This window comes from Ruegeria sp. BB7 (genome assembly GCF_056539365.1).
The window spans coordinates 596,105-621,607 of record NZ_JBQFUV010000001.1 but is presented as its reverse complement, the minus strand read 5'-3'; the positions used below and the strand labels follow the sequence as shown (position 1 = coordinate 621,607).

The following is a 25,503-nucleotide window of genomic DNA, read 5'->3' as shown; positions in this document are numbered from 1 at the left end:
CGACCCAGCCGCTCTTTGCGCAGGCATCTGGCCTTTGCATCGCTCGCGGAAAACGGAATACCCACGGTGTGAGGACCAATGGCTGAATTCTTTAACACCCCAGGCGGAATAGCCATCATCATTCTGGCGCAAGTGCTTGCAGTCGTTGCCTTTGTGATGATCTCGCTGTTGTTCCTTGTTTATGGCGACCGCAAGATCTGGGCAGCGGTCCAGATGCGGCGCGGCCCGAACGTGGTCGGCGTCTATGGCATCCTTCAATCGGTGGCCGACGCACTGAAATACGTGGTGAAAGAGGTCGTCATTCCCGCGGGCGCTGACCGCGCCGTGTTCATTTTGGCCCCGATGACCAGCTTTGTTCTGTCGCTGATCGCTTGGGCGGTGATCCCGTTCAACGAAGGTTGGGTCTTGTCCGACCTCAATGTGGCCGTCCTGTACGTTTTCGCCGTATCCTCTCTTGAGGTCTACGGAGTGATCATGGGGGGATGGGCGTCGAACTCGAAATACCCGTTCCTGGGTTCGTTGCGATCTGCCGCTCAGATGATCTCTTACGAAGTCTCGATCGGTCTGATTATCATTGGCGTAATCATCTCGACCGGCTCGATGAATTTCGGTGCGATCGTCAATGCGCAGGACACCGGATACGGCTTCTTCGGCTGGTACTGGCTGCCGCATTTCCCGATGGTCTTCCTGTTCTTCATCTCGGCGCTGGCAGAAACCAACCGCCCTCCGTTCGACCTTCCCGAGGCGGAATCGGAACTGGTGGCGGGTTATCAAGTAGAATATTCGGCCACCATGTTCCTGCTGTTCATGGCCGGTGAATACATCGCAATCTTCCTGATGTGCGCGCTGACGTCGCTGCTGTTCTTTGGCGGCTGGCTGTCACCTATCCCGGGTCTGCCCGACGGCGTCCTGTGGATGGTAGGCAAGATGGCGTTCTTCTTCTTCATCTTCGCGATGGTCAAGGCAATCACGCCCCGCTACCGCTATGACCAATTGATGCGGCTGGGTTGGAAAGTGTTCCTGCCGTTCTCGCTGGCCTGGGTGGTGTTCGTGGCCTTTGCGGCGAAATTCGAATGGTTCTGGGGCATCTTCGCCCGTTGGACCGTAGGAGGCTGATATGGCAAATATCGACTATACCCGTGCAGCCAAATACTTCCTGCTGCAGGACTTCTGGGTCGGCATGAAACTGGGTCTGAAGTATTTCTTCGCCCCCAAGGCCACCATCAACTATCCGCACGAGAAGGGCCCGCTGTCCCCGCGTTTTCGTGGTGAGCACGCCCTGCGCCGCTATCCCAATGGCGAAGAACGCTGCATCGCCTGTAAACTGTGCGAGGCGGTCTGTCCGGCGCAGGCCATCACCATCGACGCCGAACCTCGTGAGGACGGCAGCCGCCGCACCACACGCTATGACATCGACATGACCAAGTGCATCTATTGCGGTTTCTGCCAGGAGGCCTGCCCGGTCGATGCCATCGTCGAAGGCCCGAACTTCGAATTCGCCACGGAAACCCGCGAAGAGCTGTTCTATGACAAGCAAAAACTGCTCGATAACGGCGAACGCTGGGAAGCCGAGATTGCCCGCAATCTGGAAATGGACGCGCCGTACAGATGAGTGACACGCCCACAAATCCCTTTGAGCTGATGATGAAGCAGGCTCAGGACATGGCCAAGGCGATGAACCCGGCGATGGAAAATTTCTCGCCCAAAGGGTTCGAGGCGTTGTGGCCGACCATGCCCAAAGAGGTCATGGAGATGATGTTCGGCAATACCGTCAACAAGGACGGGCTGGATGCCAAGACCCGCCTGTTGCTGACGCTGGCCGGGCTGACCATGCAAGGCGCTCAGGCGGACTCGGCGGTGCGCCAGACCGTGCGTCACGCGCTTGAGGCCGGTGCCAAGAAACAAGAGATCGTGGAAACGATCGGTCAGATGTCGGTCTTTGCCGGCATCCCGGCCATGACTCGCGCGCTGGATCTGGCGCAAGAGGTTATGGGCGACAACGAGGATGAGGATCAATGACCGTCTTTGCCTTCTATCTGTTTGCCATCAGCGCCATCACCGGTGGGCTGTTCACGGTGATCAGCCGCCAGCCGGTGCATTCGGTGCTGTGGCTGATCCTGTCCTTCCTGTCTGCGGCGGGGCTGTTCGTGCTGCTGGGGGCCGAGTTCGTGGCGATGCTGCTGATCATCGTTTACGTGGGCGCAGTCGCGGTTCTGTTCCTGTTCGTGGTGATGATGCTGGACGTGGACTTTGCCGAGCTCAAGGCCGAGATGGCGCGCTATATGCCGCTGGCCCTGCTGATCGGTCTGGTCATCCTGATGCAGTTCGTCATGGCCTTTGGGGCATGGGACAGCGCGCAGGGCGCGGCGGCCAATCTGGCGCAGCCGGTTCCGGCAGACCGCCACAACACCGAGGCGCTCGGCGTCATCCTTTACGATCAATACTTCCTTCTGTTCCAACTGGCAGGCCTGATCCTGCTGGTGGCCATGATCGGCGCGATTGTGCTGACCCTGCGCCATCGCAAGGACATCAAGCGTCAGGACATCGTCGGCCAGATGATGCGCGACCCGGCCGAGGCGATGGAGTTGAAGGACGTGAAACCGGGGCAGGGGTTGTGAGGTTCAAAGCCGTGATATCTGGGCTAAGTTTCGCTTTTTTCCCCGCGACTGTTTTCGCAGCGGGTATCGAAGCTTGCGAAGCTCTTCCGATTATGTCGCATCACGTGTTCGAGACGAACCACAGAATCGTTGGCAACGGCGTTGTCTCTTATTCTGAGATTGGCTCTATCTGCACCGACGAATTGGGATGCACACATACTGAGTTTGTTTTGTTTGCGGCTTGTGAGAGCGGTCAAACGATGCGCGTCGTAGCGAAACTCGAACGGGACTTCGACGGTACTCATTTGGATCGCGTCGATGAAGCAAATGAAGTTGTCCAAGTACTAGCATCTGCTGAAACAAGCTATTCGTGGACTTCGGCAACAAAAGCCTTTGAGCGAAAGGCATTCCAGATCGACGACTACATTGAATCGAAAGAAAACTGCGCCTGTGCAATGGCGTTTCCCGAGCTTCGCAACGGGAAAGAGAAATTCGAGGGACTCTAAGACGATGATCGGACTTGAACACTATCTTACGGTCGCGGCGACGCTGTTCGTCATCGGCATCTTCGGTCTCTTCCTGAACCGCAAGAACGTCATCATCCTGCTGATGAGCATCGAACTGATGCTGCTGGCGGTGAATATCAACCTCGTGGCGTTTTCCAGCTTTCTCGGCGATCTGGTCGGGCAGGTGTTTACGCTGTTCGTGCTGACCGTAGCGGCGGCCGAGGCGGCGATTGGTCTGGCCATTCTGGTCTGCTTCTTCCGCAACCGCGGCACCATCGCGGTTGAAGACGTCAATATGATGAAGGGGTAAGGGAACATGGAAACCACCATCCTTTTTGCCCCGCTCGTGGGCGCACTGATCTGCGGCTTTGGCTGGCGCTTTATTGGTGAGAAAGCCGCCATGTGGACCGCCACGGGCCTGCTGTTTCTGGCCTGTCTGCTGTCGTGGATCGTGTTCTTCACCTTCGACGGTCACACCCAACAGATCGAAGTCATGCGCTGGATCGAGAGCGGCTCGCTATCGACAAGCTGGGCGGTGCGTCTGGACCGGTTGACCGCGATTATGCTGATCGTGGTGACGACCGTCTCGGCGCTCGTGCACCTCTATTCCTTCGGCTACATGGATCACGATCCGCAATGGCGTGAGGGCGAAAGCTATAAGCCGCGCTTCTTTGCCTATCTGTCGTTCTTTACATTCGCGATGCTGATGCTGGTGACAGCGGACAATCTGGTTCAGATGTTCTTTGGTTGGGAGGGCGTGGGTGTCGCCTCGTACCTGCTGATCGGGTTCTACTATCGCAAACCCTCTGCCAATTCCGCTGCGATCAAGGCCTTCGTGGTGAACCGGGTTGGTGACTTTGGCTTTGCGCTGGGGATCTTTGCGCTGTTCTTCTTGACCGACAGCATCAACTTTTCCGACATATTCGCATCGGCCCCGGAGCTGGCGGAAACGCAATTGCACTTCCTGTGGGGTGAGTGGACCGCCATCGAAGTGATCTGTGTGCTGCTGTTCATCGGTGCGATGGGTAAATCGGCGCAGCTGATCCTGCACACCTGGTTGCCGGACGCGATGGAAGGCCCGACGCCCGTTTCGGCGCTGATCCACGCCGCGACCATGGTGACTGCGGGTGTTTTCCTGGTCTGCCGCATGTCGCCGCTGATGGAGTTCGCGCCGGGTGCCACCGGGTTCATCACCGTGCTGGGTGCGTCGACCGCGTTCTTTGCCGCGACCGTGGGTCTGGTTCAAACCGACATCAAGCGCGTCATTGCGTATTCGACCTGTTCGCAGCTGGGCTACATGTTCGTGGCTGCCGGTGTGGGCATGTACTCGGCGGCGATGTTCCACCTGTTCACGCACGCATTCTTCAAGGCGCTGCTGTTCCTTGGTGCCGGTTCGGTGATTCACGCCATGCATCACGAGCAGGAGATGACGGAATACGGCGGTCTGCGGAAAAAGATTCCATATACCTTCTGGGCGATGATGATCGGTACGCTGGCCATCACCGGTGTCGGCATTCCGCTGACCACATTCGGGTTCGCCGGGTTCCTGTCCAAGGACGCCATCATCGAGAGCGCCTATGCAGGCGGCTCAGCCTATGGCTTCTGGCTGCTGGTGATCGCGGCTGCGTTCACTTCGTTCTACAGCTGGCGTCTGATCTTCCTGACCTTCTACGGCAAGCCGCGTGGTGATCAGCATACACATGATCACGCGCATGAAAGCCCGATGTCCATGCTGGTGCCGTTGGGCGTGTTGTCCCTGGGAGCGGTCTTTGCCGGTATGATCTGGTACGGCAACTTCTTTGGTCACGCGGACAAGGTCGGCAAATTCTATGGCATTCCGGTTGCCGAGGCGTCCGAGCATGCTGAGGCGGGCGATCACGGCCAGACGGATGCGCACGCCGATACGGCCCATGCGGAGGATGACCACGCGACGGATACTCATGCGGATGACGGTCATGGTGACGAGGCTGCACGCGCTGAAGCTGGTCACGGTGACGATGCGGCGCATGGCGACGAGGCCGCCCATGGTGGGGATCACCACTATGTCTTCGCGGGCAAGCCGGGCGAGGGAGCGCTCTATATCGCGCCGGACAACCATATTCTGGACGACGCACACGCGGCTCCGAAATGGGTCAAGGTTTCGCCCTTCGTCGCGATGGTGCTGGGTTTTGTCATGGCCTACTGGTTCTATATCGTGAACCCGGCGCTGCCGGGGCGCTTGGCGCAGAACCAGCGGCCTCTGTACCTGTTCCTGCTGAACAAATGGTACTTTGACGAAATCTACGATGCGATCTTCGTCAAACCCACAGTGGCGCTTGGCCGGTTCCTGTGGAAACGCGGCGATGGCAACACCATCGACGGCTTCCTGAACGGTGTCGCCATGGGCGTTGTTCCCTTCTTCACCCGCCTCGCAGGCAAGGCGCAGACGGGCTACATCTTTACTTACGCCTTCTGGATGGTTCTGGGCATCGCCGCCCTGGTCACCTGGATGTCGATCGGCGGAGGCGCACACTAATGGATAATATCCTCTCCATCGTCACCTTCATCCCCGCAGTGGCGGCCGGTATTCTGGCCCTGTTCCTGCACGGCGATGACGTGGCCGCGCAGCGCAACGCGAAATGGGTCGCGCTGGTGGCGACCACGGTGACCTTTCTGGTCTCGATCGGCATCTATACGGGCTTTGACCCATCCAACACCGGCTTCCAGATGGTGGAAGAGGGTGAGTGGCTGCTGGGCCTGAAATACAAAATGGGTGTTGACGGGATTAGCGTTCTTTTCGTGCTGCTGACCACCTTCATCATGCCGCTGACCATTCTGGCCAGTTGGCAGGTCACCGACCGCGTCAAGGAATATATGATTGCATTCCTGTTGCTGGAAACGCTGATGCTGGGCGTCTTCATGGCGCTGGATTTGGTGCTGTTCTACCTGTTCTTCGAGGCGGGCCTGATCCCGATGTTCCTGATCATCGGTATTTGGGGTGGCAAGGAACGAATCTACGCCAGCTTCAAGTTCTTCCTGTATACCTTCCTCGGCTCGGTGCTGATGCTGGTGGCGATGGTTGCAATGTATTCGGATGCAGGCACTACGGACATCGAGGCGCTGATGAGCCATCAGTTCTCGTCCGAAAGCTTCAGCGTTCTGGGTATCTATGTCGTCGGCGGCATGCAGACGCTGATGTTCCTGGCCTTCTTTGCTTCGTTCGCGGTGAAGATGCCGATGTGGCCAGTGCACACCTGGTTGCCCGATGCACACGTGCAGGCTCCGACTGCGGGTTCGGTTGTGCTGGCGGCGATCCTGCTGAAGATGGGCGGCTACGGCTTCCTGCGCTTTAGCCTGCCGATGTTCCCTGTGGGCTCGGCTGTAATGACTGATCTGGTGCTGTGGATGTCGGCCATTGCAGTGGTCTACACATCGCTGGTCGCGCTGGTGCAGGAGGATATGAAGAAGTTGATCGCTTATTCCTCGGTTGCGCATATGGGCTTTGTGACCATGGGCATTTTCGCGGCGAACCAGCAAGGCGTTGACGGGGCAATCTTCCAGATGCTGAGCCATGGGTTTATCTCGGCAGCGCTCTTCCTTTGCGTCGGCGTAATCTATGACCGGATGCACACCCGCGATATCGAGGCATATGGCGGTCTGGTGATCCGGATGCCCGCCTATGCGCTGGTCTTCATGCTGTTCACCATGGCTAATGTCGGCCTGCCGGGCACGTCAGGCTTTATCGGGGAATTCCTGACCCTGATGGGCGCGTTCCAGGTCAACACCTGGGTAACCGCCGTCGCCGCGTCCGGTGTGATCTTCTCGGCAGCTTATGCGCTGTGGCTGTATCGCCGGGTCGTGTTTGGCGATCTTATCAAGGAAAGCCTGAAGGCGATGACCGACATGAGCTCGCGTGAGCGGCTAATCTTTGCCCCGCTGATCGTGATGACGATCCTGTTGGGCGTTTACCCGTCTCTGGTAACTGATGTGATCGGCAATTCGACCGCTGCGCTGATTTCGAACTATGACACGGCTCTGGCCGCGGCTGAGGCTGCGTCCCAGACGGCCGCTTCGCATTAAGGAGGCTTTGGAGACATGATCCAAGCTGATCTGACAATAATCCTGCCGGAAATCGTTCTGGCCGTATATGCGATGGCCGCTCTGATCGGGGCCGTCTACACGACGAAAGATGCGCTTGCGCCGGTCTTGGTCTGGGCGACTGCGGGTCTGATGGCGTTGTTGGCGTTTTGGATTGCCACCAACGGCGATGGCGTGAATGTCGCGTTTAACGGGATGTTTGTCGACGATGGGTTCTCGCGCTTTGCCAAGGTCGCAATCCTACTGTCTGCTGCGGCCGTTCTGGTGATGAGCCAGGAATACATGACCCGCCGTGGTCTGTTACGGTTCGAATACCCGCTGCTGGTGGCATTGGCCGCCGTGGGCATGATGATGATGGTCAGCGCAGGTGACTTGATGTCTCTGTATATGGGGCTGGAACTGCAATCGTTGTCCTTGTACGTCGTGGCTGCCCTGCGCCGGGACAGCGCAAAATCCACCGAGGCTGGTCTGAAGTATTTCGTTCTGGGTGCGCTCAGCTCGGGCCTGCTGCTGTATGGTGCATCGCTGGTTTATGGGTTTACCGGGACCACGCTGTTTTCGGGCATCATCCAGACGGTGCATCACGGGGACGTCTCGGTCGGCTTGTTGTTCGGTCTGATCTTCCTGATTTCAGGTCTGGCATTCAAAGTCTCGGCAGTTCCGTTCCACATGTGGACGCCGGATGTATACGAAGGCTCGCCCACGCCCATCACCGCTTTTTTCGCCACTGCTCCAAAAGTTGCCGCGATGGCGCTTTTCGCGCGCGTCCTTCATGATGCCTTCGGTGGAGTGGTCAAGGATTGGCAGCAAGTGATCGTTCTGCTTTCGGTGCTTTCGATGCTGCTGGGGGCAGTTGCTGCGATTGGCCAGCGTGACATCAAACGCCTGATGGCGTTTTCGTCGATTGCCCATATGGGCTATGCGTTGATCGGTCTGGCGGCTGGTACGGAATTGGGCATCAAGGCGATGCTGATGTATCTGGCGATCTATGTGACCATGAATATCGGCACCTTCGCCTTTATCCTGATGATGGAACGCGACGGCAAGCCTGTCACCGACATTGATGCGCTGCGTCAGTATTCCAAGCGTGATCCGGGCAAGGCTCTTGCCGTTCTGATCCTGATGTTCTCGCTGGCTGGTGTGCCGCCGATGCTGGGCTTTTTCGCCAAGTTCGGTGTCTGGCAGGCAGGTATTGGTGCGGGCTTGACCGGGTTGGTCATCGTCTCGGCCATCGCCTCGGTGATCGGTGCGTTCTATTACCTGCGGATCGTGTTCTACATGTATTTCGGAGCTGAAAACGAAGACCCGATCGAGACGCGTTCAACACCTGTATTGTGGGTTGCCTTGATGGGGTCGGCGGCTCTGATGCTGGTGGGCGTAATCTACCAATTCGGTATCGAGGGCGCGGCGGCAGCTGCGGCAGCGACACTTGTTAACTGACGTATCCCGCAACCAAAACTCGGAGGCTCGGTCGTCAGACCGGGCCTTTTTGCCATGACAGCCTGGCCGCAAGGATATGGTCTGCACATCGTGCAGGAGGTCGACAGCACCCTGAACGAGGCAGCCCGGCTGGCGCCGACCTCGCCGGGGCCGGTTTGGATCATGGCGCATCATCAGACAGCAGCACGTGGGCGGCGAGGCCGGACCTGGGAAAACCCCAAGGGCAACTTGGCCGCGACCCTTTTGCTGCGACCCCAGGGCAACCCGGAACAAGCGGCGCTTCGCAGCTTTGTGGCAGCGCTGGCGCTGTTCGACGCCTGTGTCGCAGTGACCGGGCGCGCGGCGGGGCTATCGCTGAAATGGCCCAACGATGTATTGCTGAACGGCGGGAAGCTGGCGGGTATCCTATTGGAAAGCACTGGGCAGGGGAGGGGCTTATCCCATCTTGCCATTGGGATAGGCGTAAACCTGTCCGAAGCGCCTCCGGCCTATGCTGTGGAGCAAAGCGCGGTTCGTCCTGTTTCGCTGCTGTCAGAGACCGGTGCGGCTGTCATCCCCGAGGATTTCCTGACCGAGCTCGCGGCGGCTTATGCAAGGTATGAAACCCAGTTCACCACATATGGCTTCGAACCGATCCGGACAGCGTGGCTATCCCGTGCGGCCCGGTTGGGTGAAGTCATCACTGCCCGGACTTCGACATCAGAAACGGTAGGGACGTTTGAAACCGTGGACACCAATGGCAACCTTGTCCTAAAGACCGCCAAGGGCCGTGTCAGCATTCCGGCGGCGGATGTGTTTTTCTGAAGGAGAATCAGATGCTTTTGGCAATCGACTGCGGCAACACCAACACCGTGTTCTCGATCTGGGATGGCGAGCAGTTTCTGTGCACCCTGCGGACCTCGACCCATCATTCCCGCACAGCGGATGCTTACTTTACCTGGTATTCGACGCTGGTGAAACACTACGGAATCGACGCGGATATCACCGACGTTGTCATCGCCTCGACCGTGCCGCGGGTGGTGTTCAACCTACGCATCTTTGCCGACCGTTTCTTTGGATGCCGACCTCTGGTTGTGGGGAAACCGGAATGTCTTTTGCCCGTAGCCCCACGCATTGACGAAGGCACAATTCCCGGCCCCGACCGTTTGGCAAACGCGGTCGGCGCGTTTGACCGTCACGGTGGTGATGTGGTGGTGGTTGATTTCGGAACTGCGACGAATTTCGATGTGGTGGCTTCGGACGGAGCCTATGTCGGCGGCATCATCGCTCCGGGTGTGAACCTCAGCCTTGAAGCGCTTCATCAGGGGGCGGCGGCCCTGCCGCATATCGACATTACCCGCCCGGAAAAAGTTATTGGCACAAATACGGTTGGCTGCATCCAATCAGGCGTGTATTGGGGCTATTCCGGCTTGATCGAGGGGTTGATCGACCGGATCAAGGCTGAATACGGCATGCCGATGAAGGTGGTCGGCACTGGTGGGCTTGCGCCCTTGTTCGATCAGGCAGATGTCGGATTTGACGCGATCGAAGATGATTTGACGATGCACGGGCTGACCGTGATCCATCGCTACAACAAGGAAAATGGCTCGACATGAGCAGTGAACGATTGATCTATCTACCGCTGGGTGGTGCCGGCGAAATTGGCATGAATGCGTATGTCTATGGCTATGGTAGGCTTGGGCAAGAGCGTTTGATCCTTGTTGATCTGGGTGTAACCTTTCCTGATATGGACACGACGCCGGGTGTCAATCTGATCCACGCCGATATTTCTTGGCTGCAGGAACGGGCTGACCGGCTGGATGCCGTGTTCGTCACCCACGCGCACGAGGATCACGTAGGCGCTGTGGCTCTTTGCTATGAGGCACTGGGCGCGCCGATCTACGCGCGTGCCTTCACCGCCAATATCGCGCGTCGCAAGATGGAAGAGCATGGCCATTCCGAGGATGCTGTTCGTACGGTTTCAGCGTGGCCTGAGCAGATATCGGTTGGCCCATTCACAGTTGGGTTTCTGCCGGTTTCACACTCGATTCCCGAAAGCGCAGGGCTGGTCATTGATACGCCCGAAGGCCGGATCGTACATACCGGCGATTTCAAACTCGACACAAATCCGATGGTAGGTGAACCATTCGATCCCGACCTGTGGGCCGAGGTCGCCAAGCCCGGTGTAAAGGCTTTGGTCTGTGACAGCACCAATGTGTTTTCCAACCATGCCGGTCGCTCGGAATCGGAAGTAGGCCCTGAAATTACCAAGCTGGTCGAAAGCGCTGAGGGGATGGTTGTCGCGACCACATTTGCCTCGAACGTAGCGCGGGTGAAAACACTGGCCGAGGCCGGGGCGCGAGCCGGGCGGTCTGTGGTTCTGCTTGGGCGCGCAATGCGCCGGATGATCGAGGCCGCGACGGAAACGGGTATTCTAGCCGATTTCCCAAAGGTAGTCAGTGCCGAAGAAGCCGTGGACCTACCGCGCCAGAACCTGATGCTGATTGTGACCGGCAGCCAGGGTGAGAGGCGCGCGGCCAGTGCCCAACTGGCGCGCGGCAAGTACCGTGGGCTGGAGTTGAAAGAGGGCGATCTGTTCCTGTTCTCGTCGAAAACCATTCCCGGCAATGAACGTGGTGTGATTTTCATCATGAACCAGCTCAGCGAAAAGGGTGTGGATGTGGTGGATGACAGCTCGGGCCGATACCACGTATCCGGTCACGCCAACCGCCCGGATCTTGAAAAGGTTCATGCGCTGATCAACCCTCAGCTTGTCATCCCGATGCATGGTGAGCATCGGCACCTGCGCGAACATGTCAAGCTGGCCGAGGCTGGTGGGCGCGCCGGCATACTGGCGGTCAACGGCACGATGGTTGATCTGACGGGCAGCGCGCCACAGGTGGTCGACTTTATTGAAACCGGCCGGACCTATCTTGACGGTACCGTCAAGGTGGGTGCGTTGGATGGGATCGTGCGGGACCGTGTCCGTATGGCGTTGAACGGGCATGTAACCGTCACGGTCATACTGGACGAAGAGGACGAGCCGCTGGGTGAACCGTGGTGCGATACCATGGGTCTGCCTGAGATTGGAACCTCAAAGGCCGCATTGATTGAAGTTCTGGAAGAGGATCTGAACCAATTCCTGATGCGAGCGGATGCCAAGACCCTGCGCGACGATGACAAGCTAGAAGAAGCTATGCGCCGCATCATACGTCAGACCGCCAAAGCAGAGATCGGCAAAAAGCCTGAAGTAACCGCTGTCATCAGCCGGATGAAGTGACGCTTAGTCGGCGTCTGGCATCGGATAGCCCTTGAGTTGCAGGAACAGGCTTTGTTCTTCGGTATGCAGGTATAAGGGCACTGTTTCCGGCGGCTCGGGGTTTGTGACCCGGGCCGCGATTTCTGCCAGAACCACCTCGGTAATGAAGGGCAAATCCAGGTCGCGTGCGCGGTCGAGCGGCACCCATTGCAGATGGGATAGCTCATCCGACGCGCGGCTAAAATCGTCTAGGTCGCCCTGAATTGCATCGGCATCAACCAGAAAAAACCGCGCATCAAATCGGCGCGGGCGGCCCGGTGGTGTCACCGCGCGGAATACAAACTGCAGCGCTTGGGCCGAAGGGCAGAAACCCAGTGCCGCGAAGCCCTGCCAATCCTCGGGTGGCGATCCCTGCCAGTTGCCCGGCTCGCCAAGAATCAACCCGGTTTCTTCCCAAAGCTCTCGGATTGCTGCGGCGGCCAACGCATTTTGCAATCCGGGTTCGGACCTTTCATCCAGCCGTTCGCTGCAAAGTGCGGGTAAGGCCGAGGTCAGAGGCACGGTGGCATCCGCGTCATCCACTGCGCCACCAGGAAACACAAACTTGTTCGGCATGAACACGGCTTTTGCGCCGCGTTGGCCCATAAGGATTGAAGGCTTGGTCATGCGGTCCCGCAGGACGATGACCGTTGCTGCATCCCGTATCGCTGTTTTGTCTTCGCTCATCTGCTAGGTGATCCTTTGACCCGGATCACGACGCGTTTTCAAAACCGTGCATGCGCCGCGCCCACTGATAGGCGACAACGGCACCTTTCAAACGAGGCAGCAGGAACAGGGAAAGAGCCGTACAGCCGATCGCAAAGATCAGGAACATGGTCATCGGCTCGGGGCGGAATTCAACATATGTCACATGCAAGGCAGGGGCCAGCAGGTGACCGACCAGCAGAATGGTCAGATAGGCCGGTCCGTCATCCGCCCGATGGTGAAACAACTCTTGTCCGCAATTGTCACAGCTATCTTTGACCTTCAGGTAACCCTGCAGAACCTTACCCTCACCACATTTCGGGCAGCGGCAGCGAAAGCCTTTGACCAATGCGGGCCATGTCGGGCGTTCATTCTCGGTCGGGGTGTCGATCGTCTGATCTGTCATTTTGAAACTCGCGCGTTCGTTTGCGCGGGATAATGCGCTTGTTTTGCTGCCGAGAAAAGAGGGGTGCGTCGCTTTGTGACTCTGGGCGGCAGCAAATGGTAGCCATTTTTTTTTTCAGTTTTTGCGACGGAACCCACATGCTGCCGCGTTTGAACTTATATGAGCAGCGGCGATGGGGCCGCAAAGCAAAGGGAAAATGACATGAAAAGCTCCAAATTCATTCCGGCCATCTTGATCTCGGCCGTGGCCATTACAGGCACTTCCGTTCTGGCCGCTGGACCGAGAGATCGCGAACCAGTGAGCTTTCAGGAACTGGACGCCAATGGCGATGGTCAGCTAACGCAGGAAGAAATGGAAGCCCATCGCACACAGCGATTCTCCAAAGCTGATACGGACGGCGACGGCAGACTGAGCGTCGAAGAAATGCAGGCCGCCACGCAGAAGAAAGCCAATGACCGAGTGACCAAAATGTTCGAGGAGCACGACGCAAACAAGGATGGTTTTCTGAGCGAGGACGAGTTGCCCAAGCCGCGCCGCGCTGGCAAGATGTTTGACCGTATCGACGCGGATAACAGCGGAACGATTTCGGAACAGGAATATGCCAATGCGAAAGAGCGGATGGGTCGCAAGCATAAGAAACACGGCAAGGCGGACTCTGACGACAGCTGATGAAGGATGGAGGATCTGACCTCCCTGCCACAAGATGTTCGCGGCACCGAATGTGCCGCGGATGCGTCGGACGATGCGTTGTTGCGGCAATTCGCGGAAGGCGACGCCGGTGCAGCGCGTGCGCTGACGGATCGCTTGGCACCGCGGTGTTTTTCGGTGGCTATGCGGATGCTGGGCAATAGGACTGAGGCCGAGGATGTGACACAGGACGCCATGATGCGGCTGTGGAAAATGGCACCGAAATGGGTTTCGGGGCAGGCCAAGGTTTCCACTTGGCTTTACCGCGTCACACTAAACCTGTGTGTCGATGTGCAACGCAAGAATAGGCCAGATCGTCTGGACGATGTGCCAGAGCCCGAGGACAACGATCCTAGCGCGGCTGAGAAGTTGCAAGAAGCGGCGCGCAAGGATGCGTTGCAGACGGCGTTGTCGCAGTTACCGGAACGCCAGAAGCAGGCGGTTATCTTGCGGCATATCGAGGAATTGCCCAATTCTGAGATCGCCGGGATCATGGGCATTACGACAGAAGCGGTGGAAAGCCTGACCGCACGCGGAAAACGGGGCTTGGCGGCGATACTGGCCGGGCGGCAGGACGAACTGGGGTACGAAGATGACTGAAGACAATATGGAGCTGGATCAGTTGTTTGCCCAAGCCAGGCAAACCCGACCCGCGTTGCCAGACGATTTGGCGGTTCGCATTCTGACGGATGCCGAAACAGTGCGTCTTGAACGTTTGAAGCCCTCTGCGCCACCGCGTTCTGTTTGGGCGCGTATGGTGGATGGTATCGGAGGGTGGCAAAGCATGGGCGGTCTGGTTGCAGCCAGCGCGGCAGGTGTCTGGATTGGTTTCGCTGCGCCTGATTTTCTGCCTGATCCCGCAACGATACTCTATCCAGAGGATACCAGCTTTGCGGTTGCTAACCTTGGCCTGGACACATCATTTCTGGAGGATGCAGAATGAGCGATAATGCCAAACCCAAAAGACGGTGGGTGACGGTTTTGCTGGCCGTGTCGCTGGGGCTGAACCTGTTGGTGGCCGGAGTTGCCGTTGGTACGGTTTATCGGGTCAAGGGCGGGGATCACGGCAAGGCACCACCTGGATTTGGGCCTGCCATGTATCGCGCCTTGCCCAAGGAGGATCGCAAAGCTTTGCGCGGAGAGCTGTCCGAACGGCATGTCAGAGGCGGGAAACTGCGGTCTCAGGACTTTGCCAAGCTTGGGGCCGCTTTACGAGCCGACCCTTTTGATCCGGCTGCTGTGCAGGCTTTGTTGCAGCAGCAAGCGCAATCGATGGCCGAGTTGCAATCCGCGCTGCAGGAAAAATGGCTCGTGAAAGTGACTGCGATGACGGATGCTGAACGCCAGATATACGCGGATCGGCTGCAGGATGTGGTGAAACGTAAATCATATGGGCGCAAGCACAAGGATTAACCAGGTTAGGCTGCACATTGCTGGACCTGATCGCGCCCGCCGGTCTTTGCGGCATAAAGTGCGGTATCGGCCGATTTGATGAGCCTTTCCAGATGTGCCGTCTGTGGTGGGTGCGACGCCCCCGCGCCTTGGGTGGCTATCAACCCAATACTGACCGTGACAGAAATCGATTCTGAGATATCCGACAGGGCGAACGGGGTATCTCGGATGCAGCCCCGTAAGTTCTGCGCCAGTTTCAACGCCTTCTCCGGTGTCGTGTTGGACAGGCCAATCATAAATTCCTCACCACCAATTCGGGCAACGAATCCAGCCGAACCGATGGTTTGCACCATCCGTTTCGCCGCCTCAGCCAGAACATTATCCCCAGCGGAATGGCCGTATGTGTCGTTGATTGCTTTGAAGTGATCTAGATCAGCTAGCATTACGGCCAGACCTTGCCCCGCTTGCAATGATTGATATGCAATTTGATCCATCGCTCTCATCGCGTAGCGGCGATTGTGTAGCCCGGTCAGAGGGTCGACCCAGGAATCGACCACCCCGCGCCGCAGTGATGCACGCATCTGATCTCTTCGGTTCTTACGAGCGATCTGGTTTTTTAGGCGTAGAAAAGTCTCTTCGGGGCAGAATCCTGCCATGCATATTGCGTCGGCGCCCCGGTCCAAGGCTTCTGATGCCAATTCAGAGTTCCCGTCTTGCAGAATACCGATTAGTACGGTGTGCCGCGTAAACCCGCGGGATTTCAGGTCTGCCAGTAGGTTCAGCCCTGACGGGTTTTCGCTGACCTCAAACAAGATGGCATCTGGCACGGGACCCGACAAAACCCCCTGAAGGTTTGACGGGGTATGCGCAGACAAACTGTACCGGGTTTGTTTCGCCAGTACGCTTTGCCACAAGGCCCCCGTACGAGGCTCTTGCGTCAGAACAGCGACGCGGGCTGCTGCGGCGGGCATAATTAGCGCTGCGCTGGGCTCTGCAAAACCAATGGGATGCGATGAACTGTCAATCTGTAGATCCTGTGTTTCGGCTCGGGTGCGCAAAAGGCTCCGCACGCGGGCCAACAGGAATGTGTCTTTGAAAGGGTAGGCCAGAACATCATCCAACCCTTCCGACAAAGCCTTGATGCGTGCCACCCTGTCGTTTTGCGGTGCGATGGCAACAACCGGAACGTCAATCAGGTCTGGATTGGCCATTACCAGCTTTTTGACATCCGCAGCGGTGCCATCTGGCAATGACTGAGATGTCAGTACCAGATCAGGTTTGCTGCGTCGTAGAAGCCCGGCCAAACCCTGAAGCCGTTCGCCCTGAACGACGTGATACCACGCCGCGGTCAGTTGAACCTTCAGCATGATGCGATTGGTTGAGGTCCCGTCGAGGACAAGGATGGTTCCTTGCGCGGACATATCGGTCACCGTTGATTGCATGCGTTGCCAAAGTGTTTATGAGTCTGGTTAACAAACCCTTTCCATGACCTGATCCGGGGCTATTTTATGCCAATCTCTGCCCAATCCGCTGAAACTTTGGCTCTGAATGTCTTGGGCTGGTTAGTTGGAAATGAAGAGTTGTTGCCAGTTTTCCTGGGTTCGACTGGTGCATCGGCGCAGGACTTGCGGGACAGGGCTGCAGAGCCTGAGTTCCTCGGGTCGATCTTGGAATTTCTGATGCTTGACGATTCGTGGGTAATCGCCTTCTGTGACGCGAATTCAGTGCCATACGATCTGCCGGGTCAAGCGCGCGCGGTATTGTCCGGCGGTGCCGACGTTCACTGGACCTGATTCAACATCTGTGCAGGAGAAAACCATGCCCATTGACGCGATCCTGTTCGACAAGGACGGAACCCTTTTTGACTTTGCAAATACTTGGGGGGCTTTCGGACGAAATCTGGTTCTGCGACTGGCAGATGGCGACCATGCACGAGCGGCCGAATTGGGGCGCGTCATCGGATTTGACCTTGAAACGGCAACCTATGCCGAAGACAGCATTGTGATTGCCGCAACAGTCGAGGAAATCGCCGAGGTTCTCATCGAGCATGTTTCAGCTATGTCACTTGAGGAATTGCTCGATGTGTTGAACACCGAGGCAGCTGCGGCACCGCAGGCTCAGGCCGTGCCTCTGGTGCCGTTTCTGGACGGGTTGCGGCAAGCAGGATTCAAGCTTGGTGTGGCGACCAACGACAGTGAAATGCCTGCGTTGCAGCACTTGGCGTCGGTGGGAATCCGGGAACATTTTGACTTTGTTGCCGGTTACGACAGCGGCCACGGGTTCAAACCGGGACCCGGTCAGTTGTTGGCCTTTGCCACGCATGTTGGCGTAGATCCGGAACAGGTGGCCATGGTCGGCGACAGCTTGCATGATTTGCAGGCCGGGCGCGCAGCAGGGATGACAACAATCGGTGTTCTCACAGGGATCGCGCCGGCCGAAGCTCTGGCACCGATGGCGGATGTCGTTTTGCCGGATATCGGTCACATTCCCGGCTGGTTGGCCAAAAACTGATCTTTCAGAGATCAGTTTCGCAGCATTGGAATAAAAAACCGACAGACTCTGTCGCAGACAGAACGGCCAGACACCCAACTTCGGGGCTTGCATGGAAGGACGCAAGTTCCGGAGGATCATATGGCAGATACAAAATCGCGTAGGCGTCGTGCTGGCGGGCGGGCCGGGGCCGCCGAGCGCCGGGGTAGCGCAGTAATCGACCAGATGCCCTGGAGCCCTCCGGTCAATATCGATCATCCGACGGAACCGCTGAATCCGGAAGGGATCGAGGCGATCCACGAGGGGGCGATGCGCATCCTCGAAGAGATCGGGATCGAGTTCTACAACGAAGAAGCCAAGGGTATTCTGCGCAAGGCAGGCTGTACGGTCGAAGGCGACAATGTCCGTATGGGCCGGGACTTTGTCATGGCGATGGTCGGCAAGGCACCATCTACATTCACGATCACGCCGCGCAACATCGAACACAGGATCGAGATCGGCGGAAAGAACATGGTGTTCGGAAACGTGTCTTCTCCGCCGAATTACTGGGATATGGAGATTGGCACCAAAGTGCCTGGCAACCGAGACATGTGCCGCAATCTTTTGAAGCTGACACAGTACTTCAATTGCATTCATTTCGCCGGAGGTTATCCGGTCGAGCCAGTTGATATCCATGCCAGTGTGCGGCATCTGGACGTGCTTTATGATAAGCTGACCCTGACAGATAAGGCGATGCACGCCTATTCGCTGGGCAAAGAGCGGGTCGAAGACGTGATGGAGATGGTTCGCATCGCAGGTGGCCTGACCCACGAAGAGTTCGAAGCAACGCCCCGGATGTACACCAACATCAACTCAACGTCTCCACTGAAACACGACCATCCTATGATTGATGGCTGTCTTCGGTTGGCGCGGCGCGGGCAAGCTATCGTCGTTACTCCGTTTACGTTGGCCGGTGCGATGGCACCTGTAACCATGGCCGGGGCCGTGGCACAATCGCTGGCCGAGGCGCTGTGTGCGATCGCCTTGTTTCAATATGTGCGCCCAGGGAATCCTTGTGTTATCGGCACGTTCACATCCAATGTGGATATGAAATCTGGCGCTCCTGCCTTCGGCACGCCGGAATATATGCGTTCCACTCAGATGACAGGGCAGATGGCGCGGTTTTACGGTCTGCCTATGCGATCGTCGGGTGTGTGTGCTGCGAATGTGCCTGACGGGCAATCTGTTTGGGAGACGTCCAATTCACTCTGGGCTTCGGTGCAGTCGGGCACCAACATGGTTTATCATGCCGCCGGATGGCTTGAGGGCGGCTTGATCGCAAGCCCTGAAAAATTCATCATGGATTGCGAAATCTTGCAGCAAATTCAGCGTTATATGCAGCCAGAGATCACAGAGACCGGCCCGGATGAAATCGCTCTGGACGCTATCCGCTCGGTGGGCAATGATGGTCATTTCTTTGGCATTCAGCACACGCAGGATCGGTACACTACGGCGTTTTATCAACCCTTCCTAAGTGATTGGAAAAACTACGAAGGCTGGAACGTCGCGGGCGGCATCTGGACGGCCGAGCGTGCTCATCACATGTTCAAGGAAATCATCACCAGCTTTGAACCTCCGGAGATGGATGATGCAATCCGAGAAGAACTGGCTGATTTCGTGGCCCGCAGAAAGGCCGAAGGCGGGGCGCCGACGGACTTCTAGTTTTTCATCAGGGCGTCCATCCCAAGTCTTGTTCATATTGTCTGTACGCTATGGCGCATCTTGGGGGTTTGTTAAGGATTGTCAGGCCAGATTGGTGTGGAAACCAATTTGGGGCATCAAATGCATGGTTTGATCAATCGGGCGGTCCAATCTTTTGTGTGCGTGACTTACGGTCAGTCATGCTGGTTGCGCGTGGCCGACGCGGCTGAACTGAGCTTTACCGAGTTTGAGGCCATGCTTGTCTATGATGATGACGTGACGATCCGGGTTATGGATGCAGTATGTGCCGAATTGAAACGCCCGCGTGCTGAAATCCTTGAGGATCTGGGAACCTATCTGGTCTCGCACCCTAAAATGGAAGACCTGCGTCGGCTGCTGCGGTTCGGCGGCGTAACATATGTGGAATTCCTGCATTCACTGGACGATTTGTCTGACAGGGTTCGGTTGGCGGTCTCTGATCTTTGTCTGCCAGCGCTTGAGTTGATTGAGGTTAACCCGACAGAATTCCGATTGCTCTGCCATCCGGGGCTGGTAGGATATTCCAGCGTCATGGTCGGAGTACTGCGTGCCATGGCTGACGACTACGGCGCTTTGGCGATGTTGTCCCATGACGGTCAAAACGGCGAGGCCGAGGTGATTTCAGTGGTGCTTGTGGAAAGTGCCTTCGCTAAAGGGCGCCATTTCGATCTTGGAGCGCGCAAGTCATGAAGGGTGCTGGTGATCTGGCGGGCTTGTTGGAGACACTTTGCCCAATGTTCGTTCTAGTTGACGAAGATGGTCGGATAACGCGTGTGGGTCCGACTTTGCAGAAACTGCGACCTGGTCAACCGATGGCGGGGAAAGACTTTCTGGAAGTGTTCGAGCTGGTTCGACCACGGTCGGTAACGACCCCTTCGGGGTTGATGTCATTGGCCGGAGCTAAGCTTCACCTCAAACTTCATGGCACGCCACGCACGGCGCTTAAGGGATTGATTGCGCCTCTGCCACGGGGAAAAGGCGCGGTCATTAACCTATCGTTCGGTATCTCGATACTGGATGCGGTACGTGATTATGCGCTGACCAGCGCGGACTTCTCGGGTACTGACCTGGCGATCGAACTGTTGTATCTGGTCGAGGCAAAATCTGCCGCAATGGAAGCTTCGCGGTCGCTGAATCTGCGCCTGCAGGGTGCAATGTTGGCGGCCGAGGAGCAGGCATTTACCGATATGCTGACCGGATTGAAAAACCGACGGGCCTTGGATGTGCTGCTTGGGCATCTGGTTTCGGGAAATGCCCCCTTCGCCCTGATGCATTTGGATCTGGATTTCTTCAAATCAGTCAACGATCAGTACGGGCATGCAGCAGGTGATTTTGTGTTGCAGCAGGTCGCTCGGATTATGATCGAGGAAACTCGCAACGACGATACAGTTGCTCGTATCGGTGGGGATGAGTTCGTTATTATTTTCAAGGGGATGTCGGACGAAGTTATTCTGTCATCAATAGCCGCGCGCCTGATCGACCGGCTGCAAAAACCGATGCAGTTCGAGAATAACACCTGCCGGGTTTCAGGCAGCATAGGCACCGCGTTGTCGACCCAGTTTTCGTCCCCCAAAGTGGCAGAAATCATGAACGCGGCGGACTTGGCTTTGTATGAGGCGAAAAGGAAGGGCCGGTCCCGGCATTGCCAGTACTCTGCACTAGATGGGCTTCGTCACGGTGACGCAAAATCCGGGGTTGCCTCGAACTAATCGCGCGTAAACCAAGTGGCTGGGTGGTCAGTCCCGTTGAAATGCGCGGGTCAGAGTGGTGGCGATATGGCGCTTGATCTGGGGCAGTTCTCCGACAACGGGCATGACCTGACCTGTGAATGCGGCTGCCTCTAACTCTTGCGGTACATCCTCAAGCACATGACCTCCAGTGCATGCAAAATAGGGCAGGCACAGAGCTTGCGCTGACACGCCAGAGGCTGCTTCGGAAATTGAAGGGGGTTCCTCGACAAAGCCTGGGCGAATTGATCTGAAGGCCAGCCGCTGAGCCAATTCAGCGGCGAAGGTCCGAGCCACTGCGGACGGGTTGCGGCTGCGGCCCGAGCCATGGGCGGCCAGAACCAGATCGGTGTCCTGCGGGGCCCATTTGTTGTCTTTCAGCGTGTCGGACAGCGCTTCGGCGACCAGTCCTGGCAAGTTCGGATCAACCCCCAGCGGTTCGAGAATAGGGAGCTTCCTTTCGGCAAGGCGTTTGGGCAGGGCGCTGGTGACAAACCACCCATTGGCCATGAAAAGCGGGTAAATCACCGCGTCATCCGACAGTTCTGATACGCAGCCTTCGAACACGCCCGGCGCGGCGAGGGTCGCCGAACGCACAGTCACACCTTCGCACAGGGCGTCCACTTCGGCCGCATAGGCGGCAAGTGCCTGTTCGGCTGGGCCCGGATCTGACGGTTGGCCATGGGCGACAATAAGGGCGTGGGGCATTTCATTGGTCCTGTCTGGTTTTTCGATAGGTGTTTCATGACGCAATAAAGTCAATCCATACCATGCTATTGTCAGCCCAAAAGCGTCAGCCAGAACCAGACCGTCAGGATTGACGCGGCTGTCCCGATCAGAACCGCTGAGGCTGCGACTCGTTTGGCCCGGCCATATAGGTTGGCGAAAATATAGGCGTTGAAACCGGGTGCCATAGCAGATGTCAGAACGCCAGATCGAAACAAATCCTGCGGCAGTCCCGCCACCGACCCGAACAGCCACGTAAGGCTGGGGTGCAGCAACAAGGAGACACCGCAGACATACGCAATCGCGCGCAGATCGCCTTCGGGTTTGTATTTGACCAGTATTCCTCCCAACGCAAATAGGCCACCGGGCAAGGCAGCCCCGGTTATCAGACCAAGCGCTTCGTCCACTACCAGCGGCACACCGACGCCAGACAGATTGACGATAAACCCAAGAGCAATACCAAGGATCAGTGCGTTTCGAAACATCGCGGACAGTACCGACCGGGCCATTTGTTTGCCGCCATTGCCGCGGTTTCGAACAACCTCCATCACGGTGATGCCGATGCAATAGCAAAACGGCGCGTGGAAGGCGATGATCGCATAGTTTCCTGCCAGATTTTCAGGCCCATAGGCTCGGTCAGTAATCGGCAAGCCCAGTAACACCGAGTTGGAAAACAAGCAGCAAAAGCCGATGGCGATGCAGTCCTCCCACTCGCGCTGAAAGATAAGGCGGGCACCGAACAAACCAGCGATGAAACACAGCGCAGCGGCGGTGTAGAAGCTGACCAGCAGCCGAGGATCAAAGCTGGTACTCAGGTCCAGACGCACGATAGCAAGAAACAGCAGGCACGGGATGGCGAAGCCTTGGGTGAACTTCATCAGCCCGTCGATATGGATTTCCTTGAAATACCCCAAATAAGTGGCAGCGTAGCCCGCTCCGATCACAAGGAAAACCGGCAGGATGACGTCGATCAGGCTTTGCAGCATCTTGCTACCCCAGGGGATATCGCGGGACCCCTTTGCAGCGGTCTACAGAGCCTGATGGATCACCATGCCATCATAGGCGGGGGTGATATGGTCTGCAGTTTCCGCGTCGACCGTGTCATAGTCGAGGTCGATATGCATATTCGTCAGGACTGCGCGTTTTGGTTGCAGCTGGTCAATCCAGCCAAGCGTCTTCTCCAAATGTGTATGGGTCGGATGTGGCGACCGACGTAGGGCGTCGATGACCAGACAGTCCAACCCCTGCATTATCGCCCAAGCATCGTCATAGATATCTGCCACATCTGGCAGATATGCCAGCCCGCCCATCCGGAATCCCAATGAGTCAATCGACCCGTGGTTGACCTTGAACGGGTGAAAAGGGACCGGACCACCGGGGCCGTCGATTTCAAATGGGCCATCTATGGATTTAAGATCGAGGATCGGCGGGTACGGAGAGCCCTCGGGCTGAATGAAGGCATAGCCGAACCGCCCCAGCAACGCGTTTTGGGTATCGCCATCTGCCCAGACTGGCACACGTTCACGCATGTTGAACACGATCATACGCAGGTCGTCGATACCGTGAACATGGTCGGCGTGTGAATGCGTATATACAACGCCATCCAGCCGTCCGGTTCCGCTGTCCAGCAGCTGGCTGCGCATGTCGGGTGGTGTATCAATCAGGATGGACGTTGTGCCTTCGGGCCCGTCACGCTCGACCAGCATCGAACAACGCCGGCGGATGTTCTTGGGATTATTCGGATCACAATCGCCCCAATGCCCACCTAGCCGGGGCACGCCGCCGGACGAGCCACAACCGAGGATGGTGCAGCGAAGTTCGGTCATGCAGCCGCCTTATAGGTCGCGGCTTTGGTAAAGAGGCGATCAAAATTGGCCTGCGTTTGGGCGGCAAAATCGGCATAGGCCATGCCGAACACCTCTGCCCCTTTACGGGCTGTGTGGGCGGTGTAAGCCGGTTCATTACGTTTGCCACGATATGGGGGCGGCGCCAGATAGGGCGCGTCGGTTTCCACCAGAATGCGGTCGACCGGGGCCAAGGCGAAGATATCGCGCAACTCCTGGCTTTTGGGGAAGGCGGCGATGCCGGACATTGACAGGTAAAAACCCAGGTCCAGCGCGGCCTTGGCCAATTCCGCCGAGGAGGAAAAGCAGTGCATGACGCAGGTATAAGGTGCGTTGCGGTGTTCCTCGGACAGGATGCGGGCCATATCGTCATCCGCTGCGCGGGCATGAATGATCAGCGGCAGGCCAGTACGCTGCGCAGCTTCGATATGGACGCGCAGAGATTGCTTCTGCACATCAGCACTGTCGCCCGTGTAATGGTAGTCCAGCCCGGTTTCGCCAATGCCCACAAACTTTGGATGTTGCGACAGCGCGACCAGTTCGTCCAAAGTGGCCATCGGTTCGTCCGCGGCGCTCATGGGGTGGGTGCCAGCGGCATAAAAGACGGGCGCGTGAGCCTCGGCAATGGCGCGGATAGTGGGCTCATTGCGCAGGCGGGTGCAGATCGTGACCATGCGAGTCACGCCGGCTTCGGTGGCGTTGGCGATGATCTGGTCCAGCTGCCCTTCGAAATCAGGGAAGTCCAGATGGCAATGGCTGTCGGTGATTTGGGGGGTGTCGCTCATCTGCTCCGACCGGCGGTTTCCTGTATCTTGAACACCGTATCTAGGACCAGAGCGGCAGGGTCAAGGTTCACCGCCTGACCATGTCGCGCGCGGGCAGTGATTGTCGCGGCGACCTCGGCCCATTGTCGTGCTTGTTGAGGCGAAGAAGACAGGCGGGACAATGTTTCTGCCTCATTCGGGGCGGCTTCGGGCATAGGCGGCGCGCCAGTTGCGCCAGTCAGCGCGAGGCGAGACAGGGCGACGTCGATAAGGGTTAACAGAAGCTCGAACCGCTCGGCCGCGCCGCGCTGGGCGGCAGCCTCGGCCAGCCTCAGCGCGCGTTGGCGGTCCATACGGGGCAGGGTGCCCAGAATTGCGATCAGCTCGGCATAAATTTCCAACCCGCCCAAATTGATCAGCCGAACCGCGTCACCGACAGACCCGGCGGCCAGCGCTGCCAGATGATCAGTCTGCGCTGGCAGTTCAGTTCCGGTTTGAGTAAGGGCGGCCTGCATGTCCTCGGCCCCCAACGGCGACAGACGCAGGGTTCGGCAGCGAGACCGTATTGTCGGCAACAGACGCGAGGGCTGATGTGAGACCAAAAGCAAAGTGGTGCGTGCAGGCGGTTCTTCCAGCATTTTCAGCAGGGCATTGGCCGCGCTGACATTCATCTCGTCCGCCGAGTCCACGATCACGACCCGGCGCCCGCCATCAGCGGACGACAGGCCAAAGAACTTCCCCAGCTTGCGGATGTCGTCGACCACGATTTCGTTGCGCAACCGTCCCTGATCGTTCAGCGAACGGGTGATGGCGGCAAGCCCTGGCTCGGCACCAGCCAGAATACGGTGCGCGACGGGATGATCGGGATCAATCTCCAGAGACTCGGGGGGCGGAGGCGCACCGAACAACCCATCCTCCTCAGCCGGTAGCGTTGCCAGCAGAAAACGGGCGATCCGCCAGGCCAGCGTTGCCTTGCCGACCCCACGAGGACCGGTCAGAAGCCAGCCGTGATGCAGCCGGTCCGAGGTGTAGGCGTTTAAAAACGCCTGCTCGCCCTCATTTTGCCCAAACATTTGCTGGGTCTCGCGCGGGTGCGGGGCTCCGGGAGCCTGATCCGGGGTCGGGGTGTCGTCGCTCATCTATAGT

Annotated in this window: 29 protein-coding genes; 21 read left to right on the top strand and 8 right to left on the bottom strand. The window is 57.7% G+C overall.

The window, feature by feature from the left end; genetic code table 11:
- Positions 1-78: 78 nt before the first annotated feature.
- The 12 genes from nuoH to ACR0D7_RS03005 are packed head-to-tail and all read left to right on the top strand — an operon-like array spanning position 79 to position 11,879.
- Positions 79-1,116 carry an NADH-quinone oxidoreductase subunit NuoH gene (gene nuoH, locus ACR0D7_RS03060; RefSeq protein WP_170381674.1) on the top strand — a complete coding sequence of 346 codons (1,038 nt, stop codon included), beginning with the start codon at positions 79-81 and terminating at the stop codon, positions 1,114-1,116.
- A 1-nt stretch (position 1,117) separates the two neighbouring features.
- Positions 1,118-1,612 (top strand): NADH-quinone oxidoreductase subunit NuoI, encoded by a 495-nt coding sequence (gene nuoI / locus ACR0D7_RS03055; RefSeq protein ID WP_170381673.1) that lies wholly within the window; start codon positions 1,118-1,120, stop codon positions 1,610-1,612.
- Positions 1,609-2,019, top strand: coding sequence for a carboxymuconolactone decarboxylase family protein (locus tag ACR0D7_RS03050; protein ID WP_480677683.1), 411 nt, complete (start codon positions 1,609-1,611; stop codon positions 2,017-2,019). Before nuoI ends, ACR0D7_RS03050 begins: the two co-directional genes overlap by 4 nt.
- Complete coding sequence (locus ACR0D7_RS03045) at positions 2,016-2,618, top strand: NADH-quinone oxidoreductase subunit J (protein ID WP_170569051.1); 603 nt, start codon at positions 2,016-2,018, stop codon at positions 2,616-2,618. Before ACR0D7_RS03050 ends, ACR0D7_RS03045 begins: the two co-directional genes overlap by 4 nt.
- Positions 2,615-3,103: a hypothetical protein gene (locus tag ACR0D7_RS03040; protein WP_480677682.1), complete on the top strand. Its 489-nt coding sequence runs from the start codon at positions 2,615-2,617 to the stop codon at positions 3,101-3,103. The genes ACR0D7_RS03045 and ACR0D7_RS03040 overlap by 4 nt, the downstream gene beginning before the upstream one ends.
- Positions 3,104-3,107: 4 nt before the next feature.
- Positions 3,108-3,413 carry an NADH-quinone oxidoreductase subunit NuoK gene (nuoK, locus tag ACR0D7_RS03035; RefSeq protein WP_005984024.1) on the top strand — a complete coding sequence of 102 codons (306 nt, stop codon included), beginning with the start codon at positions 3,108-3,110 and terminating at the stop codon, positions 3,411-3,413.
- 6 nt (positions 3,414-3,419) lie between these two features.
- Positions 3,420-5,618, top strand: a complete 2,199-nt coding sequence (gene nuoL / locus ACR0D7_RS03030; protein ID WP_480677681.1) for an NADH-quinone oxidoreductase subunit L — start codon at positions 3,420-3,422, stop codon at positions 5,616-5,618.
- The gene (locus ACR0D7_RS03025) at positions 5,618-7,162 is read left to right on the top strand and encodes an NADH-quinone oxidoreductase subunit M (RefSeq protein WP_480677680.1); all 1,545 of its coding nucleotides are present in this window, start codon (positions 5,618-5,620) and stop codon (positions 7,160-7,162) included. The genes nuoL and ACR0D7_RS03025 overlap by 1 nt, the downstream gene beginning before the upstream one ends.
- A 15-nt stretch (positions 7,163-7,177) precedes the next feature.
- A complete protein-coding gene (gene nuoN, locus ACR0D7_RS03020; RefSeq protein WP_170381668.1) occupies positions 7,178-8,620 on the top strand; it encodes an NADH-quinone oxidoreductase subunit NuoN in 1,443 nt (480 codons plus the stop codon).
- A gap of 54 nt (positions 8,621-8,674) precedes the next feature.
- Complete coding sequence (locus ACR0D7_RS03015) at positions 8,675-9,424, top strand: biotin--[acetyl-CoA-carboxylase] ligase (RefSeq protein ID WP_480677679.1); 750 nt, start codon at positions 8,675-8,677, stop codon at positions 9,422-9,424.
- Between the two features lie 11 nt (positions 9,425-9,435).
- Entirely contained in the window at positions 9,436-10,215 is a 780-nt protein-coding gene (locus ACR0D7_RS03010; protein WP_170381666.1) for a type III pantothenate kinase, read from the top strand.
- Positions 10,212-11,879 (top strand): ribonuclease J, encoded by a 1,668-nt coding sequence (locus ACR0D7_RS03005; protein WP_480677678.1) that lies wholly within the window; start codon positions 10,212-10,214, stop codon positions 11,877-11,879. The genes ACR0D7_RS03010 and ACR0D7_RS03005 overlap by 4 nt, the downstream gene beginning before the upstream one ends.
- 3 nt (positions 11,880-11,882) lie before the next feature.
- Here ACR0D7_RS03005 and ACR0D7_RS03000 read toward each other — a convergent pair whose 3' ends face one another.
- Together ACR0D7_RS03000 and ACR0D7_RS02995 are read right to left on the bottom strand one after the other, a co-directional pair.
- Positions 11,883-12,584: an NUDIX hydrolase gene (locus tag ACR0D7_RS03000; protein ID WP_480677677.1), complete on the bottom strand. Its 702-nt coding sequence runs from the start codon at positions 12,582-12,584 to the stop codon at positions 11,883-11,885.
- A 25-nt stretch (positions 12,585-12,609) separates the two neighbouring features.
- On the bottom strand, positions 12,610-13,008 hold the full coding sequence (locus ACR0D7_RS02995; RefSeq protein WP_480677676.1) for a DUF983 domain-containing protein: 399 nt from the start codon (positions 13,006-13,008) through the stop codon (positions 12,610-12,612).
- A 201-nt stretch (positions 13,009-13,209) separates the two neighbouring features.
- Here ACR0D7_RS02995 and ACR0D7_RS02990 point away from each other — a divergent pair, with 201 nt between their 5' ends.
- Genes ACR0D7_RS02990 through ACR0D7_RS02975 form a run of 4 tightly spaced genes read left to right on the top strand, consistent with a single transcriptional unit; the run spans position 13,210 to position 15,108 of the window.
- The gene (locus ACR0D7_RS02990) at positions 13,210-13,677 is read left to right on the top strand and encodes an EF-hand domain-containing protein (RefSeq protein ID WP_480677675.1); all 468 of its coding nucleotides are present in this window, start codon (positions 13,210-13,212) and stop codon (positions 13,675-13,677) included.
- A gap of 6 nt (positions 13,678-13,683) precedes the next feature.
- Positions 13,684-14,295 (top strand): RNA polymerase sigma factor, encoded by a 612-nt coding sequence (locus tag ACR0D7_RS02985; RefSeq protein WP_480677674.1) that lies wholly within the window; start codon positions 13,684-13,686, stop codon positions 14,293-14,295.
- Complete coding sequence (locus tag ACR0D7_RS02980; RefSeq protein ID WP_480677673.1) at positions 14,288-14,638, top strand: hypothetical protein; 351 nt, start codon at positions 14,288-14,290, stop codon at positions 14,636-14,638. The genes ACR0D7_RS02985 and ACR0D7_RS02980 overlap by 8 nt, the downstream gene beginning before the upstream one ends.
- On the top strand, positions 14,635-15,108 hold the full coding sequence (locus ACR0D7_RS02975) for a periplasmic heavy metal sensor (RefSeq protein ID WP_480677672.1): 474 nt from the start codon (positions 14,635-14,637) through the stop codon (positions 15,106-15,108). The genes ACR0D7_RS02980 and ACR0D7_RS02975 overlap by 4 nt, the downstream gene beginning before the upstream one ends.
- A 5-nt stretch (positions 15,109-15,113) precedes the next feature.
- Here the strand turns inward: ACR0D7_RS02975 and ACR0D7_RS02970 are convergent, their stop codons facing one another.
- Positions 15,114-16,508, bottom strand: coding sequence for a diguanylate cyclase (locus tag ACR0D7_RS02970; protein WP_480677671.1), 1,395 nt, complete (start codon positions 16,506-16,508; stop codon positions 15,114-15,116).
- 87 nt (positions 16,509-16,595) lie between these two features.
- Here ACR0D7_RS02970 and ACR0D7_RS02965 point away from each other — a divergent pair, with 87 nt between their 5' ends.
- From ACR0D7_RS02965 to ACR0D7_RS02945, 5 genes are all read left to right on the top strand, one after another.
- Positions 16,596-16,880, top strand: coding sequence for a DUF3572 domain-containing protein (locus ACR0D7_RS02965; protein ID WP_480677670.1), 285 nt, complete (start codon positions 16,596-16,598; stop codon positions 16,878-16,880).
- Between the two features lie 25 nt (positions 16,881-16,905).
- Entirely contained in the window at positions 16,906-17,598 is a 693-nt protein-coding gene (locus ACR0D7_RS02960; RefSeq protein WP_170381657.1) for an HAD family hydrolase, read from the top strand.
- Between the two features lie 120 nt (positions 17,599-17,718).
- Positions 17,719-19,278 (top strand): trimethylamine methyltransferase family protein, encoded by a 1,560-nt coding sequence (locus ACR0D7_RS02955; RefSeq protein ID WP_480677669.1) that lies wholly within the window; start codon positions 17,719-17,721, stop codon positions 19,276-19,278.
- A gap of 120 nt (positions 19,279-19,398) precedes the next feature.
- A complete protein-coding gene (locus ACR0D7_RS02950) occupies positions 19,399-19,986 on the top strand; it encodes a heme NO-binding domain-containing protein (RefSeq protein WP_480677668.1) in 588 nt (195 codons plus the stop codon).
- Positions 19,983-21,005, top strand: coding sequence for a GGDEF domain-containing protein (locus tag ACR0D7_RS02945; protein ID WP_480677667.1), 1,023 nt, complete (start codon positions 19,983-19,985; stop codon positions 21,003-21,005). Before ACR0D7_RS02950 ends, ACR0D7_RS02945 begins: the two co-directional genes overlap by 4 nt.
- Positions 21,006-21,032: 27 nt before the next feature.
- Here the strand turns inward: ACR0D7_RS02945 and ACR0D7_RS02940 are convergent, their stop codons facing one another.
- The 5 genes from ACR0D7_RS02940 to ACR0D7_RS02920 all read right to left on the bottom strand — a co-directional run bounded on the left by ACR0D7_RS02940 (position 21,033) and on the right by ACR0D7_RS02920 (position 25,496).
- Positions 21,033-21,731, bottom strand: coding sequence for a CbiX/SirB N-terminal domain-containing protein (locus ACR0D7_RS02940; RefSeq protein WP_480677666.1), 699 nt, complete (start codon positions 21,729-21,731; stop codon positions 21,033-21,035).
- Between the two features lie 71 nt (positions 21,732-21,802).
- Complete coding sequence (locus tag ACR0D7_RS02935; protein ID WP_480677664.1) at positions 21,803-22,735, bottom strand: AEC family transporter; 933 nt, start codon at positions 22,733-22,735, stop codon at positions 21,803-21,805.
- Positions 22,736-22,777: 42 nt separating this feature from the next.
- Positions 22,778-23,575: an MBL fold metallo-hydrolase gene (locus tag ACR0D7_RS02930; protein WP_480677663.1), complete on the bottom strand. Its 798-nt coding sequence runs from the start codon at positions 23,573-23,575 to the stop codon at positions 22,778-22,780.
- Positions 23,572-24,378, bottom strand: coding sequence for a TatD family hydrolase (locus ACR0D7_RS02925; RefSeq protein ID WP_480677662.1), 807 nt, complete (start codon positions 24,376-24,378; stop codon positions 23,572-23,574). The genes ACR0D7_RS02930 and ACR0D7_RS02925 overlap by 4 nt, the downstream gene beginning before the upstream one ends.
- Positions 24,375-25,496 carry a DNA polymerase III subunit delta' gene (locus ACR0D7_RS02920; RefSeq protein WP_480677661.1) on the bottom strand — a complete coding sequence of 374 codons (1,122 nt, stop codon included), beginning with the start codon at positions 25,494-25,496 and terminating at the stop codon, positions 24,375-24,377. Before ACR0D7_RS02920 ends, ACR0D7_RS02925 begins: the two co-directional genes overlap by 4 nt.
- Between the last annotated feature and the right edge of the window lie 7 nt (positions 25,497-25,503).

Excerpts from the sequence above, each read along its gene's own strand:
- ACR0D7_RS03010 (WP_170381666.1), top strand. The coding sequence starts at position 9,436 with ATGCTTTTGGCAATCGACTGCGGCAACACCAACACCGTGTTCTCGATC.
- nuoH (WP_170381674.1), top strand. The coding sequence starts at position 79 with ATGGCTGAATTCTTTAACACCCCAGGCGGAATAGCCATCATCATTCTG.
- nuoK (WP_005984024.1), top strand. The coding sequence starts at position 3,108 with ATGATCGGACTTGAACACTATCTTACGGTCGCGGCGACGCTGTTCGTC.
- ACR0D7_RS02985 (WP_480677674.1), top strand. The coding sequence starts at position 13,684 with ATGGAGGATCTGACCTCCCTGCCACAAGATGTTCGCGGCACCGAATGT.
- ACR0D7_RS02940 (WP_480677666.1), bottom strand. The coding sequence starts at position 21,731 with ATGCCCCACGCCCTTATTGTCGCCCATGGCCAACCGTCAGATCCGGGC.
- ACR0D7_RS02990 (WP_480677675.1), top strand. The coding sequence starts at position 13,210 with ATGAAAAGCTCCAAATTCATTCCGGCCATCTTGATCTCGGCCGTGGCC.
- nuoL (WP_480677681.1), top strand. The coding sequence starts at position 3,420 with ATGGAAACCACCATCCTTTTTGCCCCGCTCGTGGGCGCACTGATCTGC.
- ACR0D7_RS03000 (WP_480677677.1), bottom strand. The coding sequence starts at position 12,584 with ATGAGCGAAGACAAAACAGCGATACGGGATGCAGCAACGGTCATCGTC.
- nuoN (WP_170381668.1), top strand. The coding sequence starts at position 7,178 with ATGATCCAAGCTGATCTGACAATAATCCTGCCGGAAATCGTTCTGGCC.
- ACR0D7_RS02965 (WP_480677670.1), top strand. The coding sequence starts at position 16,596 with ATGCCAATCTCTGCCCAATCCGCTGAAACTTTGGCTCTGAATGTCTTG.
- ACR0D7_RS02920 (WP_480677661.1), bottom strand. The coding sequence starts at position 25,496 with ATGAGCGACGACACCCCGACCCCGGATCAGGCTCCCGGAGCCCCGCAC.
- ACR0D7_RS03005 (WP_480677678.1), top strand. The coding sequence starts at position 10,212 with ATGAGCAGTGAACGATTGATCTATCTACCGCTGGGTGGTGCCGGCGAA.
- ACR0D7_RS02955 (WP_480677669.1), top strand. The coding sequence starts at position 17,719 with ATGGCAGATACAAAATCGCGTAGGCGTCGTGCTGGCGGGCGGGCCGGG.
- ACR0D7_RS03045 (WP_170569051.1), top strand. The coding sequence starts at position 2,016 with ATGACCGTCTTTGCCTTCTATCTGTTTGCCATCAGCGCCATCACCGGT.
- ACR0D7_RS02925 (WP_480677662.1), bottom strand. The coding sequence starts at position 24,378 with ATGAGCGACACCCCCCAAATCACCGACAGCCATTGCCATCTGGACTTC.
- ACR0D7_RS03015 (WP_480677679.1), top strand. The coding sequence starts at position 8,675 with ATGACAGCCTGGCCGCAAGGATATGGTCTGCACATCGTGCAGGAGGTC.
- ACR0D7_RS02975 (WP_480677672.1), top strand. The coding sequence starts at position 14,635 with ATGAGCGATAATGCCAAACCCAAAAGACGGTGGGTGACGGTTTTGCTG.
- ACR0D7_RS02970 (WP_480677671.1), bottom strand. The coding sequence starts at position 16,508 with ATGTCCGCGCAAGGAACCATCCTTGTCCTCGACGGGACCTCAACCAAT.
- ACR0D7_RS02995 (WP_480677676.1), bottom strand. The coding sequence starts at position 13,008 with ATGACAGATCAGACGATCGACACCCCGACCGAGAATGAACGCCCGACA.
- ACR0D7_RS02950 (WP_480677668.1), top strand. The coding sequence starts at position 19,399 with ATGCATGGTTTGATCAATCGGGCGGTCCAATCTTTTGTGTGCGTGACT.
- nuoI (WP_170381673.1), top strand. The coding sequence starts at position 1,118 with ATGGCAAATATCGACTATACCCGTGCAGCCAAATACTTCCTGCTGCAG.
- ACR0D7_RS02980 (WP_480677673.1), top strand. The coding sequence starts at position 14,288 with ATGACTGAAGACAATATGGAGCTGGATCAGTTGTTTGCCCAAGCCAGG.
- ACR0D7_RS02960 (WP_170381657.1), top strand. The coding sequence starts at position 16,906 with ATGCCCATTGACGCGATCCTGTTCGACAAGGACGGAACCCTTTTTGAC.
- ACR0D7_RS02935 (WP_480677664.1), bottom strand. The coding sequence starts at position 22,735 with ATGCTGCAAAGCCTGATCGACGTCATCCTGCCGGTTTTCCTTGTGATC.
- ACR0D7_RS03050 (WP_480677683.1), top strand. The coding sequence starts at position 1,609 with ATGAGTGACACGCCCACAAATCCCTTTGAGCTGATGATGAAGCAGGCT.
- ACR0D7_RS02930 (WP_480677663.1), bottom strand. The coding sequence starts at position 23,575 with ATGACCGAACTTCGCTGCACCATCCTCGGTTGTGGCTCGTCCGGCGGC.
- ACR0D7_RS02945 (WP_480677667.1), top strand. The coding sequence starts at position 19,983 with ATGAAGGGTGCTGGTGATCTGGCGGGCTTGTTGGAGACACTTTGCCCA.
- ACR0D7_RS03025 (WP_480677680.1), top strand. The coding sequence starts at position 5,618 with ATGGATAATATCCTCTCCATCGTCACCTTCATCCCCGCAGTGGCGGCC.